The following is a 17,616-nucleotide window of genomic DNA, read 5'->3' as shown; positions in this document are numbered from 1 at the left end:
CGTCAGCGGCCGCGCTGCGAAGCTAGCTCGGCAACCTTTCTGACCGCGGATTCCAGGGCGTAATCGGCGTCCGCCACCGCCCCCTTGACGTTCGCGTTGAGCGCGGCGACAACCTTCATCGCGGTGGCCACCGTGTCGCGCGACCAATGCCGGGCTTGTTTCTGGGCCTTTTGCACCCGCCACGGCGGCATCCCCAGTTGTGACGCCATCCGGTAGGGATCGCCCGACAGCGGGCCGACCCGGCCGATGGTGTGAATCGCCTCGGCCAGCGCGTCCGCCAGCACCACCAGGGGCTCCCCCCGCATCATCGCCCACCGCAGCGCCTCGGCCGCTCCCTCGATATCGCCGGCCACCGCCTTGTCGGCGATGTCGAAGCCCTTCACCTCGGCCTTGCCGCTGTGATAGCGGCGCACCGCGGCGGCGTCGACCGCTCCGCCGGTGTCGGCGACCAGTTGGGAGCAGGCGGACGCCAACTCCCGCAGGTCGGAGCCGACCGCGTCCAGCATCGCCGTCACCGTCCGCTCGTCGGCCTTGACCCGCAGAGCCCGGAACTCCTTGCGGACGAAGTCGATGCGTTCGCTGAGTTTGGTGATCCGCGCGCAGGGGTGCACCTCGGCGCCGAGCTTCTCGAGGTCGGTGGCCAGCGCCTTGGCCCGGCCGCCGCCCGAGTGCACCACCACCAGCACGACACCCGCCGGCATGTCGGTTGCGGCCGAAACAATCACCGCGGCAGCGTCTTTGCCCGCTTCGCCGGCGGCCTCCAGCACGACGATGCGCTCGTCGGCGAACAGCGAGGGGCTCAGCAGCTCGGCGAGCTCATAGGTGCTGACGTCGCCGGCCCGCATCCGGTTGACCGGGATGTCCTCGTCCTTGGGGGCGCCGGCCCTATTGCGCGCCGACCGCAGCACGTCGGCCACCGCCCGCTCGACCAGCAGTTCCTCGTCTCCGAGCACCAGGTGCAACGGCGAAACCTCGCTCACCCCACGATGGTGTCACGACCGACCGACGATCTCGCCTGCGGATCCGGCGGCCGCGGGGGTGGGCGCCGGGACGTCCTAGGCCCGATGGTGCCGACCCGCTGCGCCCGGCGCATGCGCCGCGCTTGCGATCGGCACTATCCCAGCCCGGACAGCGCCCAGGCCAGCCCTGCCAGCACCGCCGCCCCCGAAACGAGGCGGAACGGGCGCCACCGCCACAGCACGATCACCAGCACCGTCACGCCGCCGACGAGCAGCACGCCGGGCACGCCGTCGGGGACGGGCGCCGTTGCGGAGGGCATGCCGGACGCCCAGCGGGCCACGCCGCCCACCCACCACAATTCGGGGCCGGTGAAGCGAATCAGCAGCCGCGCGGCCCCCGGCCATGCCGTGCAGAGCGCGGCCGCCGCGGTACCCAACACCGTGATCGGCGCGATCATGGCCGCGACCGCAAGGTTGGCGGCGGCGGCGACCAGGCTGAACCGGCCGGAAATCGCGGCGACCAGAGGGGCGGTCACGATCTGCGCGGCCCAGGCGACGGCCAGCGCATCGGCCAGCGGCTTGGGGCAGCCCCGGGCCGTCAGCCGCCGCGACCAGACCGGTGCGATGACGATCAGCGCGGCGGTGGCGAGCGCCGACAACGCGAAGCCGACGTCGACGGCCAGCTGCGGGGCGACGGCCAACAACACCAGCACCGTCGCGGCAAGCGCCGGAATGGCTTGCCGCCGACGCGAAGACAGCATTCCCCCCAACGCGATGGCGCCCATCACGGCGGCCCGCAACACGCTCGCCGTCGGCTGCACGACGATCACGAAGGCCACCAACGCCAGTGCGGCAAGCACGACGGCCGTCCGGGGTCCGATCCATCGGGCCGAGAACAGCACGGCGGCGCACACGATCGTCACGTTGGCCCCCGACACCGCCATCAGGTGCGTCATACCGGCCGCGCGAAAGTCGCGGCCGGTGTCGCCGGCCACCGCGGAGGTGTCACCGAGCACCAGCGCGGGCAGCAGCGCCGCCTGCTCGCCGGGCAACGTGTCACGGACCGCCGCAGCGAATCGACTGCGCACGCCGTGCGCCGCCCGTTGCGTGGCGCCCGCGGTACCCATGGTCGGCCGGCCCGACGCGTTGAGCACCGCGACCGTCAGGTCGCGCCGCGTCGGGCGGTTGATGCGGGCGCTGAATCGCAACGGCTGGCCCACCATCAGCCCACCGAAATCTGCGGTGCGCGCGAAAACGACGACCCGGCCGGATATCTCGTCGGCGCGCAGGCGTTGCAGAGTGGCCCGGAACATCAACCGGCCGCCGCTGGACGACACCGGGCTTTCGCTCGGGGTGACCGTCACCGGAGCGGTCGTGCCGTAGGCAGCGGTGATCGGGTGGCGACCGACCGCGTCGGCGCGCAGCGCGATGGCGAACCCGAATCCCGCCCCCACGACACCGACGGCCGCAAGCGCGGCGCTGATCGCCCGTAACCGCGCACCGTGGCCGGGCCGGTGCAGCGCGTGCCACGCCAGCGCTCCGGAGGCGCCGATCAACACGACGCAGCACCAGGCGAGGGTGCGCCCGATCGGCCACCAGATCCCGCCGGCGGTCACCGCCCAGCAGGTCAGGGCCGCCGGCACCAGGCGCACGTCGACGCGCCCCGCGGGCGGGGCACCCGACCCGGGATGGTGCACCCGGGTCAGACACGGACCAGGGCGCGGAGCTTCTCCAGCCGCGCCGGTCCGATGCCGTCGACCTCGGCGATTTGGTCGACGCTGGTGAACTTGCCGTTGGCTTGCCGCCACGCCACGATGGCGGCCGCGGTGACCGGCCCGACACCCGGTAACGCATCGAGTTGCTGCACGGTCGCGGTGTTGAGGTCGACCGCCTCGCCCGTTTTCGGCGTGGCCGACCCCGGCCGCGGGGGCGGCGCTTTCGACGTGGGTGCCGATCCAGACGCCACCGAACTGCCCAGCGCCGTCGGCTGCCCCGACACCGGAGCGAGACCGACCACGATCTGCTCACCGTCGCCGAGCGGTCGGGCCATGTTCAGTCCGATGGTGTCCGCGCCGTTCACCGCGCCGCCTGCGGCCTGCAGCGCGTCGGCGATGCGGGCGCCCGGTGCGAGCGTCACGAGGCCAGGGGTGTGCACCAGGCCGACGACGCTGACGACCACGGGGTGATCCGGCCCGGCGGTGGGGCTCGCCGAGGAGCGGAGGCTCGCCGTCGACACCTTCTCCACCGGTGGCAGCTTGGCCGACATCACCGGCGCCGGCCGGTCGCGCAACAACGTGAACACCGTGACCAACACGGCCAGGGCCGCCACGATCGCCAACCCGATGGCCCCGGCGCGTCCCGGGTCGGCACGCACTTTCGCCACCCAGCTCCCGTTCTGAGACGAGTCGGGTAACCACCGCGGCAGCAGCGAATTCTGGTCGTCGTCCGGGGCGTCGTCGTTGGAGGCCGACCCGATGGGCTCGGGCTCGGCGTGCGCATCGGTATCCGGTTCGGCGCGGAGCCGTCGCTGCAGGCGCTCGGCCGGAAGTTCTGTTCGCATGCGCCGACCGTAGGTCCGCCGACCGTCCCAACCGCCCCGGCGAAGGACGCTCGCGGGCCGATCTGTGGATTAACCCGAGGCTGTGCACAGGGCCCGCACGGGATGGGCCAAGATGGAGGTTGAGCAACGACCGGCATCGCCAGAAATCGGCTCTTAGCGACGGGTCGCCGTTCACCCCGAAACGACAGGAGGCTGCCATGCAACTGGCGCTCACACCCGAGGAAGCCGCGTTCCGCGACGAACTCCGCAGCGTCTACACGACCAAGATTCCGCAGGAGTTGCGCGACCGGGTGCGCCAGGGCTCGGCGGAAGTGAACCGCGACGACATCGTCACCAGCCACAAGATTTTGCACGAGCACGGTTTGGCGGTACCGAACTGGCCGGTCGAATGGGGCGGCAAGAACTGGACGCCGACCCAGCACCAGATCTGGGCCGACGAGATGCAGCTGGCGTGCGTCCCAGAGCCGCTGAACTTCAACACCAAGATGGTGGGCCCGGTGATCGCCGAATTCGGTTCGGAGGAGGTCAAACAACGCTTCCTGCCCCCGACGGCCAACCTCGACATCTGGTGGTGCCAAGGGTTCTCCGAGCCCGAGGCCGGGTCGGATCTGGCGTCGCTGCGCACCACCGCGGTCCGCGACGGCGACAGTTATGTCGTCAACGGCCAGAAGACGTGGACCACGCTCGGCCAGTACGCGGACTGGATCTTCTGCCTGGTCCGCACCGACCCGCAGGCGCCCAAGCGTCAGGCGGGCATCTCCTTCCTGCTCTTCGACATGAACACACCGGGTACCACCCTGCGGCCCATCAAGACGATCGACGGCGGCCACGAAGTCAACGAGGTTTTTTTCGAAGACGTCCGCGTACCGGCTAATCAGCTTGTCGGAGAAGAGAACAAGGGCTGGACGTACGCGAAATTCCTGCTGGGCAACGAGCGCACCGGCATCGCCGGCGTGGGCCGGACCAAGGTGCGCCTCGCCGAGGTGAAGAAGCACGCCGCGGCCGCCGGGGTGCTCGAAGATCCATTGTTCGCGGCGCGGCTGGCCGAGGCCGAAAACGAGCTGCTCGCACTGGAACTCACGCAGTCACGAGTGGTCACCGACTCCGCGAACGGGCAGCCCAATCCGGCGTCGTCAGTGCTCAAGCTGCGCGGCAGCCAATTGCAGCAGATCGCCACCGAACTGCTCGTCGAGGTTGCCGGGCCGGATGCGCTGCCGGCCAACGGCGAAGACATCTCGTCGCCGTCCTGGGCGCAACACAGTGCGCCGCACTACCTCAACTACCGCAAGACGTCGATCTACGGCGGCAGCAGCGAAGTGCAACGCAACATCATCGCGTCCACCATTCTGGGATTGTGAGGCAGCCATGGACTTTCAGTTGAGCGACGAGCAGTCCCTGCTCCGCGACACCACCCGCGACCTGCTGGCGCGCGCCTATGACCCGGAAAGCCGCAACAAGGTGATCGGGTCCGATCTGGGCTGGAGCCGCGAGGTCTGGAGCCAGCTCGCCGACACCGGGATCCTCGGCCTCGGGTTCGAGCCCGACGAGTCCGGCCAGATCGAGATCGCGGTGGTGCTCACCGAGATCGGGCGGCGGCTGGCCCCCGAACCTGTCCTGCACGCCGCGCTGGGCCCCGGCGCGCTGATCGCCGAGTTGGGCAGTCAGGAACAGAAGCAGCTGCTCGACGAGGTCGCGTCCGGGCAACGACTGCTGGCCTTCGCCCACCTCGAACCGGGGCAGCGAAACCCGTCTGCCGAGGTGGCCACCAAGGCTGCGCAACAAGGTGATTCGTGGACCGTGAGCGGCCGCAAGAACCCGGTGCTCGCCGGGGACTGCGTTGACACCCTGGTGGTCAGCGCCGCCCTGCCGAACGGCGGCACCGGACTGTTCTTGGTCGACGCGGGCTCCGACAAAACCGTCACCAGGCACCCGTACCGGACGTTCGACGGACAGCGCGGCGCGCAGGTCGACCTCGACGGCGCCGCCGCCGAGCCCCTGGGTGAGGCGACCGACGCGTCGGGGACCATCAGCACCGCCATCGTCCGCATCCAGTCGGCGCTGTGTGCCGAAGCGCTCGGGGCGATGGAGGAATCGCTGCGCCTGACCACCGATTACCTCAAGACCCGCAAGCAGTTCGGTGTCACGCTCAACAAGTTCCAGGCGCTCACGCAACGCGCCGCCGACATGTACGTCTCGCTGGAATTGGCACGCAGCATGAGCCTGTACGCGGCGATGTCGATCGCCGACGGCAACGTCGACCCGGTGATCGCCTCGCGCGCGAAGCTGCAGATCGGCCGTTCGGGCCGGCACATCGCGCAGGAGTCGATCCAGATGCACGGCGGCATCGGGGTAACCGCGGAATACCCGATCAGCCACTACGCGGCGCGGCTCACGGCGATCGAACACACCCTGGGCACCTCGGGTGAGCACCTGCACAACCTGATCGACCAGCTCGGCGACTACGACCTGGTCCGCCTCTAAAGCATGGCCGAGCTGTCCGACCGGGTAATCGAGTTCCTGTCGGCCGGTACCCGCACCGGGATGCTGGGGTACGTCGCCGCCGACGGCCGGCCGCTGGTCACCCCGGTGTGGTTCGTCGTCGACCATGGCCAGTTGGCGTTCACCACCGGCCGGGACACGTCGAAAGGCCATGCGATAGCGCGTGATTCGCGCCTGGTGATCTGCGTCGACGATCCCCATCCGCCGTATTCCTTTGTCCAAGTACAAGGCGTCGTGACGGTCAGCGAAGACCTCGCGGACGTGCTCGATATCGCGACCCGCACCGGCGCCCGGTACATGGGCGCCGAGCGCGCCGATGAATTCGGCCGCCGCAACGCCGTTCCCGGCGAATTGGTGGTGCGGCTGCGACCCACCAAGGTCAACGCAGGATTCGACATCAGCGACTAAGCGTTTGACGCCCCGAACGTCGAGCTGCTGCGCCGACACGCCGACCTTCCACCCCACAAATCGACGTTCGCGCGCCCACACTCGAGGACATCACGACGGCTCCGGCGCTGCAACCGATTCCGTCCCGACCGACTCCGCCTCGGCCGGCCTTGCGTCGGCGTCCGGCAGCTGACCCACGAGATATTCGGCGAGCCCCCCGATGGTCGGGTAGTCGAAGACTGCCGTCGCGTTGATCGTGAACTTGCCGCCGAACTGGCTGTGCAGCCGGTTGCGGAGCTCGATCGCCATCAGCGAATCCGTACCCAGGTCCAGGAACCGACTGCTTGCGGCAGGCGGCGACGCGAGCCGCAGGAAGTTCTGCACCTCCCGCTGAAGGAATTCGGTCACGAAGCCCGCACGCTGCGGCACCGGGATCTCCATCAGCTGCTTGAGCAACTCGCTGTCGCCGGTCACCTCTCCAGCGGCACTGGGCAACACCAGGTCGAGGATCGGCGGACGCGAACTGCCCAGCACCTTCGCGGCGCGCTGCCAGTTGGCCTTGATGACGGTGGCCTGGCCGGTCCCGTTCGCGACGACCTCGGCGAGGGCACCGAGCGCGGCCGACGGTTCCAGCGGAATCAGGCCCTGCGCACTGATATTGGCGGTCGCGGCGTCCGATGAGGCCATACCCCCTTGGGCCCAGGGGCCGAAGTTGACACCGGTGGCCGGCAAGCCTTGCGTCCTGCGCTGCGCGACCAGGCCGTCGAGCAGCGCGTTGGCGGTCGCGTAGTTGGACTGACCGGGCGAACCGAACAAGCTCGACACCGACGAGGACACGATGAAGAAGTCCAGCTCGTCGTCCTTGGTCAGCCTGTCCAGGTGGCAGGCGCCGAGCGCCTTGGGGGACACCGTTGTTCGGAATCGCTCCAGGGTCTGCTGCGACAGCAGGGCATCGTCGAGCACGCCCGCCAAATGTGCCACCCCGGCGAGCGGAGGCAACTCGGCGCGGATGCGCTCCAGCAGCTTCGCCACCTCGGCCTCGTCGCCGACATCGGCGGCGAAGACGTGGACGCGGCACTTGTAGCGGTCGGTGATCTCGTCGATTGCCTGTTGCGCGTCCGCACCGGGCTCGCGCCGGCTGGTCAGCACGATGTCACCGGCACCGAGTTGGGCCAGATACGACGCCGTGTGCAGACCGATCGCACCGAGTCCGCCGGTGATCAGGTAGCTCCGATCAGGCCGCGGCTGCAGCGGATTCGGTATCTGGACCACGATCTTCCCGATGTGCCGCGCCTGCTGCATGCGGCGGAACGCCGCCCTCGCCTCGGTCAGCGGATAGATCTCGGCGGGCAGCGGCGTCCACTCACCATCGGCCAAACCTTGCGACACCTCGGTGAGCAAGTCGCGAATGCGATCGGGTTCGGTGAACATCACCGTGTCCAGAGCCACGATCTCGTAGTCGATATCGGGACGCGCCTCGGCCATCTGCTCGGGTGTCCAGATGTCGCGCTTGGCGATCTCGGCGAAGCGGCCGTTCTCGGCGGTGGCCTTCAGCGTCGCCTCGATGAATCCTTCGCTGGTCAGGGAGTTGAGGACCACGTCGACCCCGGCACCATCGGTGTCCGCCAGGATCTGATCAGCGAAATCCGTTGTGCGCGAGTCGTAGACGTGCTTCACACCCAGCTTGCGCAGCGTCGCGCGCTTGAAGGTGCTGGCCGTGGCGAACACTTCGGCACCGAACTGCTGGGCCATCTGGACCGCCGCCAGGCCCACACCGCCGCTGGCGGCGTGGATGAGGACCTTGTCACCGGGCTTCAGCTGCGCCCAGTCGAAGGACAGCCGCACCGTCAGTGCCGCGGCGGGAATGGTGGCCGCCTCGACCGCGCTCACACCAGAGGGGATCGGCGCCAGGAACTGGGCAGGCACGTTGAACCGGCTGGAGAACGCGCCCTGCATGGAGCCGTAAACGCGTTGCCCCACTGCGACTCCGGTGACGCCGTCGCCCAATTGAGTGACGACACCGGCGAAGTCACCGCCGATCGGTCCCGGGTCGCCCGGGTAGAGGCCGAGAACGTTGAGCACATCCCGGAAGTTGAGGCCTGCTGCCTCGACCCGGACCTGCACGTAACCCTCGTCCGGCACAGGCACGTCCGCTTCGGTCAGCCGTAGGTTGTCAATCGCGCCGCGTTCGGTGGGCGCCAGGACGTAGTCGCATCCGCGCGGCACCGTGAGATGACCGCTGCGCGCCCACGGCAACAGCCGGGAGGCCAACAGCTTTCCTTGTCGCACGGCAAGTTCCGGCTCGTCGCACGGGGTGGCCAGCAGGGCGGCCAGGGCGTGCACGGCTTCGGGTGACCCGTCGCAATCAACGAGTTTGGCGCGCAGCGCCGGTTCCTCGTTGATCGTGGTGCGGCCGAAGCCCCACAGCGCCGCCTGCACCGGGTCGACCGGCTCGCCGGATTCGGTGGCCACGGCACGCTCGGTGACGATCCACAACCCGCCGGGCAGTTTCACCTCGCCGCGTTGCACGGTGTGCACGGCGCTGAGCAGATTGCCGATTTCCGTCTCGAGGCGCGCGGTGACGTCGGCGCTCGACTCTTCCCCGTTCGGCGCCTCGCTGCGCCAGACGACACCGGAGAACGGCAACCCGCGCTCGTGGGCTTGAGTCAGCACCTGTCCCAACGGTTCCGGATCGACGCCGCGGTCGAGCGGGATGCAGCCCGGCACCTCGGCGGCCAGTTCGCCGAATCCGGCGATCAGCCAGGTACCGGCGGCCTCTCCGGCTTCGTCGCTTGACGGCGGCGGCACCTCGTGCCAGCCAAGGGTGTAGAGCAGCCGGGTGGCGTCGCCGCCGAGGCCTCGCAGCAATGCCTCGCGCGGTGCGCGTTTGACCGTGAACTCGCGAATCCCACCCAGGTGACGGCCATCCCGATCGACGAAATCGAGGTCGAACACCTGGGTTTCGCTGTTGAGTTCGCTGCGATGCCACTTCGCGCGGCAGTAGAACCGCCGAGGCATCTTCTCCCGCAACGCCACTTGCCCGTAACGCAGCGGCAGGAACAGGTCGTTGACGCCCTGTTCGGCCGCGAGAAGCGCCGGGAAGGCCGGGAATGCGACGCCGGTGCACAGGTCCATCAGCACCGGATGCATCGGCTCGCTGCCGAGTTGTTCGGCGAGCTCTTCGCCGACGAGGATGTCGCCGATCGCCTCACCGTCGCCGAGCCAGAGTGACTTCAGGGAGCCGGACCAGGTCGGCCCCCACGCCAGCTCCAAGTCGGCGAAGGTCTCGAACAACTCCTGCGGACGCATGCGGTTCAACCGCTCGATCGCTTCGTCGACCGGATCATCCTCGGCGACTGGCTCATCAACGGTGCCGGTGCCGACAGCGCCTTCGGCGTTCAACGACCATTCGGCGCCGCGCTCACCGTACGGGCGGCTGTGCACTTGGAACGTGGACCCAGCGCCGTCCTGCAGCGGATGCAAGGTCAGCTGTACCTCGCGAGAGCTTTTCTCGGGCAAGATGATCGGCTCGTAGAAGAAGACGTCCTGCACTCGCGCCGGGGCGCCGACCGCGGCCAGCGCCATCGCCGCATACGTCGCCCCGGGGACGACGACGGTCCCGTAGATGACGTGGTCGGACAACCACGGCTGCGATTTCACCGACAACCTGCTGGTGTAGACCGAGTCGCCGGAGGCGAGGTCTTTCGCGCTGCCCAGGATGCCCGAGGACGGGCCGGCCCCGCCGTCGACGGCGATGCCGGACGTCTTGGGCCAGAAGCGGCGGCGCTGGAACGGATAGGTGGGCAACTCGACCCGGCGACGCGGCTGACCATGCAGCGCAGCGAAATCGGGACGAAGCCCGCCGACGTAGGCCGCGGCCAGCGCATCGGCGATTTGGCGCCGATCGCCAACACCCTTGCGCAGCGAGACGATCGCCCGCGGCGCGGACAGGTGCTCAGGCCAGACCTGCACCGCAGCACCGGTCAGCACCGGTTGCGGACCGATCTCCATCAGCACCGAGCAGCCCAGCGCCGCCACGGTGCGCACACTTTCGGCGAACTGCACCGGCTGCCGGGAATGTCTCCGCCAGTACTGTGCGTCGAGCGGCGTCTGCGCCGTGAGCACCGCGCCGGTGCGGTTGCAGACCAGCGGCATCGTCGGCGCGGCGAACCGCAATTGCGCTGCGTACGACTCGAATTCGTCGAGCACCGGATCCAGTAGTTCCGAGTGGAAGGCGTGGCTGGTCTGCAGCCACGTGCAACGGGTCCCCTCGTCACCGAACTTGGCGACTATCTGCTCGAGATCCTCGCCCGGCCCCGACAGCACGGTGTTCGGCCCGTTGTACGCCGCGACCGACACTCGCGGGAATTCGCCGGAGACCGCTTCGACGTGCTTGGGGTCGGCGAACACCGCCACCATGCGCCCGCCTTCGGGCAGGCTGCCGAACATCCTGCCACGCTCGGCCATCAGCCGGGCGCCGTCCTCGAGGCTGAACACGCCTGCCACACATGCCGCCGCGTACTGGCCCACGCTATGCCCCAGCACCACATCGGGTTGGATCCCCCACGACTGCCACAGCCGGGCCAGGCCCATCTCGACGGCGAAAAGCGCCGGCTGCGCAAACGACGTGTGCCGCAGCCTTTCTCCGGCTTCGCCACCGGTTTCGCGATCGGTGGCGAACAGCACCTCCAGCAACGGATGCGGCAATATGTCATTGACCGCGTCCGCACAACGCGTCACGGTTTCGGCGAAAACCGGCTCGGTGTCGAACAACTCACGGGCCATCCCCGAATGCTGACTGCCCTGGCCGGTGAACAACCATGCCGTCGTCGGGTGGTGTGTGTGCTCGCCCCGAACGACACCTGGGCGCAGACGGTTCTCGGCCAATTCGGCCAGGGCATGACGCGCGTCCTCGACCGAATCCACGACCAGGGCGGCGCGATGTTCGAAGTGCGACCGGCCCGTTCCGGCGGTGTGGCATAGCGCGGCGAGGTCGACATCCGGGTGGGCGGTCAGCCAGGCCTGGTAACGCTGCGTCAACGCCACCAGCGCTTCCGGTGACCGCGCGGACAGCGCCAGCACGCTCGCCTGTTCGGTCTGAGCCTCCGACGCCGACTTCGTGGCGACGTCGTCGGCGAGCTGAGCGTCGGCGGAGGCAGCCCGCGCCGGCGCCTCCTCGACCAGCACGTGCGCGTTGGTCCCGGTGAACCCGAAGGAGCTCACGCCGGCGCGTCGCGGTCTGCCGTTGGCCTGCCACGGCATCGCCTTGTCCACGACCCGTACCGCCAGCGAATCCCACGGGATGTGCGGCGACGGCTTCTCGAAGTGCAGGCTCTGCGGCAGAACCTCGTGCTGCAGCGACAACACGACTTTGATCAGACCTGCTGCGCCCGATGCCGATTCGGTGTGCCCGATATTGGTCTTCACCGAGCCCATCAGCAGCGGCCGGTCCGCGTCGCGAGAGACGCCGTAGGCGGCCGCGGCCGCCTGCACCTCGATCGGATCCCCCAGCGGCGTGCCCGTCCCGTGCGCCTCGAGGTAGTCGACATCCCCGCCTGACAGGCCGGCGCGAGCCAGCGCCGCCGCGATAAGCCGTTGCTGCGCACCACCATTGGGAACCGTCAAACCGCTGGACGCCCCATCCTGGTTGACCGCGCTGCTGGGAATGACCGCGCAGATCCGATCGCCATCGCGCTCCGCGTCGCTCAGCCTCTTGAGGACGAGAATTCCGCAGCCTTCACTGCGCACGTAACCGTCGGCGGAGGCGTCGAAAGTCTTGCATCGTCCGACGGGAGAAAGCATCCTCGCGCGGGAGGCGGCGACCACCGTCACCGGACTGAGCAAGACGTTCACGCCGCCGGCCAACGCCATGTCGCAGTCACCGGAGTGCAATGCCTGGCAGGCCTGATGGACGGCGACCAACGCCGAGCTGCATGCTGTGTCGATCGCCACCGCCGGTCCTTCGAATCCCAGCGCGAAGGCGACCCGACCGGAGATGGCGTTGAGCGCGTTGCCGGTGATGAAGTGGGGTTCGATCTTGTCGATCGACTCCGATGACAACAGATGCGCATACTCGTTGGCCGCAACGCCCACGAAGACTCCGGTCCGGCTGCCGCGCAATGCGGCGGGCGCGTACCCCGCCCTTTCGAGGCCCTCCCATACGGTTTCGAGCATCAGCCGCTGCTGCGGCTCGATCCAGACGGCCTCGCGGGGTGAGATGCCGAAGAATTCGGGATCGAACCCATCGATGTTCTCGAGGAATCCGCCGAAGCGCGTGTAGGTCTTGCCCGGAACGTCCGGATCCGGGTCGTAGAACTCGTCGATGTCGAATCGGTCCTCGGGGACCTCCCTGATCGCATCGACAGCTCCAGACAGCACCTCCCAGAACGCTTCCGGGTCGGACGCACCGGGGAAACGGCAGGACACCGCGACGATCGCGATCGGTTCATCCGTGCGCGTCGTCGCCACCGATGCCGGCTGAGGCCGTGGTTTTGCGGATGCCTGATCGCCCAGTTCGAGCACGTCGCTGAGTAGGTAGTCGGCCACGTCGGACAGCCGCGGGTGGTCCATCGCCAGGGTGGCCGGGATCTCCTTACCTACCCCCTGTTCGATGCGGCGCCGCAATTCGACGGCCATCAGCGAATCCATGCCGAGGTCGAAAAACCCCGCGTCCTCACGGATCTCCGCGGCATCGACGCGCGTCACCTCCGCTACCGCGTCACGCAGGTAGTCGGTCAGAAGCTTCCTGCGCTGCTGTGCCGGAGCGCCGGTGAGCCGCTCCACCAACGGGGTCTTCCCAGCGGGCGTTGCGGAAGGCCCCGCGGCATTCATCGGGCTGGGCACCTCACGTTCCAGCTCCGCGAGGAACGCCCGCCTACCCGCTTGCTGATAGAGCGGCAAGAAGCGGGCCCAGTCGATGCGGGCCACCACTCCCTGTACGAGGCCGTGCGCCGGAGCAGCCGCTACGGCGTCCGCCAGACCCGCGAGCGCATCGGCAGGGGATAAGGTCCGGACTCCGCGCTGATCCAGTCGCGCACGGGATTCCGCGTCGGCCATACCGGCCGACCACGGCCCGAAGTTGACGCTGACGCCGAGGATGCCCTGCTCGCGCAGCCGGTAGGCCAAGCCATCGAGGAAGGCATTCGCCGCGCCGTAGGCGGTTTGGCCGAATCCACCCCACACCGAGGCGATCGAGGAAGTGCTGATGAAAAAGTCGAGCTTCAGGTCGGCCACGGCTTCGCTCAAATGCCACGCACCCCACACCTTGCCGGCGAAGACGCGATCGACTTCAGCGTCCTCCAGGGCGCTCAGCGGGGTGGTGCCGATCTCGCCTGCGGCGTGCACGATGCCGGCCAACGGCGGCAGATCGGCCTGCACGCTTGCCAGCAGGCGTGCGACGTCGTGCGCATCGGCGACGTCGGCGCCCACGACGCGGATGTCGCAACCGTGCTGTTCGCCTAGCGCGTCGATGCGCTGTTGCGCGGCATCGCTGGGCGCGCGCCGGCTGGTCAGCACCAGGTGCCCGGCGCCATTCGCGGCCAGGTGGTCGGCGATCTCGAGCCCGATTGCGCCCAGTCCTCCGGTCACCAAATACGTTGCGTCGTCGCGCAGTTGCAGCGGCGTGCCACTCGGCGGCCCAGTGCGGCGAGCCAACCGCGGTACGTAGACCGTCCGGCCCCGCAGTGCGAGTTGGTCCTCGCGGACGGCCGAGCCGTGCGGCGCGGCGATCCGGTCGACGAGCTGAGACCATTCCTCGGCCGCGTTGTCCTCGCCTTCCGACAGATCTGCGAGCCCACCCCACACGTGCGGAAGCTCCAGCGACGCGGCACGACCGAACCCCCACAGACAACTCTGCTGCGGCGCCACTGTGTCCGCGCCGGTGACGCGCTGTGCACCGCGGGTCACAATCCAGATGGGGCTGCGTAGTTCCGCGGCCGCCGCCGCGCGAAAGAGCCGCCGCGTTCCGCCGAGGATACGGTGTTGCATCCGCAACAGTGAGCGCATCGACGGTGCGGTCCCGGGCTCGAGGGCCGCCGCGTGCACGATGCGCAGGGTCGAATCGTCTGTCGCCGCGGCGCGTAACGCGTCCGCGAGCCGCTTTTCGTCCGCGTCGGAGGCCGGTAACCCGATCACCCGGTGCCGTCGCTCATGTGCAGTCAGCAGGTCGACCAACGGCGCGACTGCATCGGTGTCGTCGGCGACGACGATCCAGCTGGATCCCTCGTCCGCGTCTGCGGCCGAGGGTAAAGACGTTGACGTGTCCCAGCGGATCTCGTAGCGGTCGTCCCCGATGGACCGAGTCGTGCGTTGTTGATTGTGTTGTGCCGCAAGCTTGGTCAACACCTGCAGGGTCTGCAGATCGTCGCCGGCACCGCCGAGCAGGGCGGCGAGTTCCTCGATCCGGCCGTCCTCGAGAAGGCGGACGGCTTCGGTGCGCGGTCCCCGATCGTCGTGGCGTTGGTCCGGGCGCTCGCGATCATCCCGGAACCAGTATTGACGGTGCTCGAACGGGTAGGTGGGCAGGTCGAGCTTGCGCGCGTGCACCGGCCGAAAGGCGGTGAAATCGGGCAGGTGGCCCAGAACGTACGCGTCGGCGACCGCTTCGGTGATCTGGCGATGGTCGGCCGTATTCCGGCGCAGCGACGTGATCACCCGGGGCGCGGTGGCCGGGTCGGGCCATGCGTTTAGGGCCGCGGCGGTGAGCACCGGTCGTGGGCCGATCTCCAGCAGCAATTTGCAGTTCAGCTCGGCAAGAGTGCGCACGCTCTTGGCAAATTCCACCGGCTGGCGCGCATGCCGGCGCCAGTAGGCACCATCGATCTTCACACTCCGGCCGAGCGCGGCTCCGGTGCGGTTGTCGATCAAAATCCGTTGTGGCGTAGCGAAGTTGAACCGCCCCGCATACGATTCGAAGGCGTCGAGGATCGGGTCCAACAGCGCTGAGTGGAACGCGTGGCTGGTGTCCAGCCAGTCACACCGGACACCATCGGCGGCCAATCCGGCCACCGCATGTTCCAAATCGGCTGCCCGTCCGGACAATACGGTGTTGGCCCCGTTGTAGGCGGCGACCGACAGGCTGGGGAACTCGTCCGTCAACCGTTCGACCCGCTCGGCGGCGGCGAATACCGCGACCATCCGCCCACCCGCGGGCAAACTGCCGAACAGACGACCACGTTCGGCCATCAACAGCGCGCCATCCTCGAGACTGAGGACGCCCGCGACGCAGGCCGCCGAATACTGGCCGACGCTGTGGCCCAGCACCACGTCCGGCTCGAAGCCCCACGACTGCCAGAGCCGGGCCAGGCCCATTTCCACCGCGAACAACGCGGGTTGCGCGTAAGAGGTCTGCCGCAACGCCGCTTCGCTATCCGGGCTGTCCACATCGAAAATGAGGTCAAGCAACGGCTTTTCGAGAATCTCAGCGACCGCGGCAGCGCAACGATTCAGCGTCTCGGCGAACACCGGCTCGGTGTCGAACAACTCCCGAGCCATGCCCGGGTACTGGCTGCCCTGACCGGTGAACAGCCACGCCGTCTTCGGTGTGTCATGGGATTCTCCGCGAAACAAACCCGGCGCGGGGCGCTCCTCCGTGAGCGCTCCGAGCAGCTCCATGGCAGATTCTCGGGTATTGACCACCAACGCGGCCCGCTGCTCCAGGTGCGCCCGCCCGGCCCCGGCGGTAAAGCACACGTCGGCCAGGGTGGCTTCCGGGTGCGCGCTCAGCCAGGCGCGGTATTCATCGGCGAGGCGCGTCAACGCGGCGGGTGTTCGCGCCGAGAGCGGGAGGATGCTGAACCGCCGATCCCCGGGGTGCTCGACCGGAACCGGGGCCGCGAGGGTCGATACCGGTTGCTCGGGGGCTTCCTCGAGAATGACGTGAGCGTTTGTCCCGGCGAACCCGAATGAGCTGATTCCCGCAATGCGCGGTTGCGCGTTGCGTTTCCAGGGCGTGGCTTCTGTGACGACTTCCACCGCCAGCCGTTCCCAGGGAATGTGCGGCGATGGGTTTTGAAAGTGGAGGTGCTGAGGCAACAGCTCGTTCTCGAGCGACAAAATCACTTTGATCACGCCCGCGATGCCCGCGGCTGCTTCCAGGTGCCCGATATTCGTCTTCACCGAGCCCATCAGCAGCGGCTGGTTGGGTTCGCGCCCTGCCCCGAGCACCGCGCCCGCGGCCTGAGCCTCGATGGGATCGCCCAGCGATGTCCCGGTGCCGTGCGCTTCCAGGTACCCGACGTCGCGGGGTTCGAGGGCGGCGCGCTTCAGCGCGTCGGCGATGACCCGTTGCTGGGCAACGCCGTTCGGCACCGTCAATCCACCCGAAGCGCCGTCCTGGTTGACCGCGCTGCCGCGGATCACGGCCCGAATCCGGTCCCCATCGCGGACCGCGTCCTCGAGGCGCTTGATCACGATGACGCCGCATCCCTCGCCGCGCACGTAGCCATCGGCGGCCGCGTCGAATGTCTTGCACCGACCGTCGGGCGCGAGCATGTGCGCGCTGGAGAACGTGATCATGGTCGCCGGGGTGAGTAGGGCGTTCGCGCCGCCGGCCAGCGCGAGGTCACATTCTTTTAAGCGCAGCGCTTGGCACGCCTGATGGATGGCCACCAGCGACGAGCTGCACGCCGTGTCGACGGCGACCGCCGGACCCTGCAGCCCCAAGCGATAGCTGATCCGGCCCGCCGCGGCGGCGTTCGACGTCCCGATGGCCATGTAGGCCTCGATCTCGGGGTAGGTCAGCTCGTCGGATGCCATTCCCAGGTAGTCGTGGGTGGCCAAGCCGACGAAGACGCCAGTGTTGCTGTCAGCCAGGGCGGTTGGCGCGGTGCCCGAATGCTCCACCGCGCGCCACGCCGTCTCCAGCAGGATCCGGTGCTGCGGGTCCATCAACCTGACCTCGCGCGTCGACATTCCGAAGAACGGCGCGTCGAACCCCGTTACGTCGTCGACGAAACCCGCACGACGGGTGACGACCTTGCCGGGCGCACCCGGTTCCGGGTCGAAGAACTCATCGACATCCCACCGGTCGCGCGGCACGTCAGATATCGCATCCCGGCCTTGCCGCAACACATCCCAGAACTCATCCGCATCAGCGGCTCCCGGAAACCGCGCCGCATAGCCGACGATCGCAAAACGCGACGCCGACTCCCCCAGACCCTCGACGGATGCCATGCTGTCCTCTCTTGGCCGGTCAAGATCGATCCCGCGGGA

The 17,616-nt window shown here is 68.6% G+C and carries 7 protein-coding genes; 3 read left to right on the top strand and 4 right to left on the bottom strand.

Annotated features, from left to right (window positions below; all coding sequences use genetic code 11):
- Window positions 1-2: 2 nt before the first annotated feature.
- The 3 genes from holA to A5775_RS00725 form a co-directional block, all read right to left on the bottom strand.
- The gene (gene holA / locus A5775_RS00735) at window positions 3-980 is read right to left on the bottom strand and encodes a DNA polymerase III subunit delta (RefSeq protein ID WP_067245785.1); all 978 of its coding nucleotides are present in this window, start codon (window positions 978-980) and stop codon (window positions 3-5) included.
- A gap of 134 nt (window positions 981-1,114) precedes the next feature.
- A complete protein-coding gene (locus A5775_RS00730; RefSeq protein WP_067245782.1) occupies window positions 1,115-2,611 on the bottom strand; it encodes a ComEC/Rec2 family competence protein in 1,497 nt (498 codons plus the stop codon).
- Between the two features lie 50 nt (window positions 2,612-2,661).
- Window positions 2,662-3,519, bottom strand: a complete 858-nt coding sequence (locus A5775_RS00725; RefSeq protein ID WP_067245779.1) for a ComEA family DNA-binding protein — start codon at window positions 3,517-3,519, stop codon at window positions 2,662-2,664.
- Between the two features lie 197 nt (window positions 3,520-3,716).
- Here A5775_RS00725 and A5775_RS00720 point away from each other — a divergent pair, with 197 nt between their 5' ends.
- The 3 genes from A5775_RS00720 to A5775_RS00710 are packed head-to-tail and all read left to right on the top strand — an operon-like array spanning window position 3,717 to window position 6,426.
- On the top strand, window positions 3,717-4,877 hold the full coding sequence (locus tag A5775_RS00720; RefSeq protein ID WP_067245775.1) for an acyl-CoA dehydrogenase family protein: 1,161 nt from the start codon (window positions 3,717-3,719) through the stop codon (window positions 4,875-4,877).
- Window positions 4,878-4,884: 7 nt separating this feature from the next.
- Window positions 4,885-6,000, top strand: a complete 1,116-nt coding sequence (locus A5775_RS00715; RefSeq protein ID WP_067245772.1) for an acyl-CoA dehydrogenase family protein — start codon at window positions 4,885-4,887, stop codon at window positions 5,998-6,000.
- Between the two features lie 3 nt (window positions 6,001-6,003).
- Window positions 6,004-6,426, top strand: coding sequence for a PPOX class F420-dependent oxidoreductase (locus A5775_RS00710; protein ID WP_067245769.1), 423 nt, complete (start codon window positions 6,004-6,006; stop codon window positions 6,424-6,426).
- A 90-nt stretch (window positions 6,427-6,516) separates the two neighbouring features.
- Here the strand turns inward: A5775_RS00710 and A5775_RS00705 are convergent, their stop codons facing one another.
- Entirely contained in the window at window positions 6,517-17,577 is an 11,061-nt protein-coding gene (locus A5775_RS00705; RefSeq protein WP_067245766.1) for a type I polyketide synthase, read from the bottom strand.
- Window positions 17,578-17,616: the final 39 nt, after the last annotated feature.

This window comes from Mycobacterium sp. 852002-10029_SCH5224772, assembly GCF_001667315.1.
Taxonomy (GTDB): Bacteria; Actinomycetota; Actinomycetes; order Mycobacteriales; family Mycobacteriaceae; genus Mycobacterium.
Note: the sequence above shows the minus strand (reverse complement) of the source record. Positions and strands in the feature narration are given on the sequence as shown.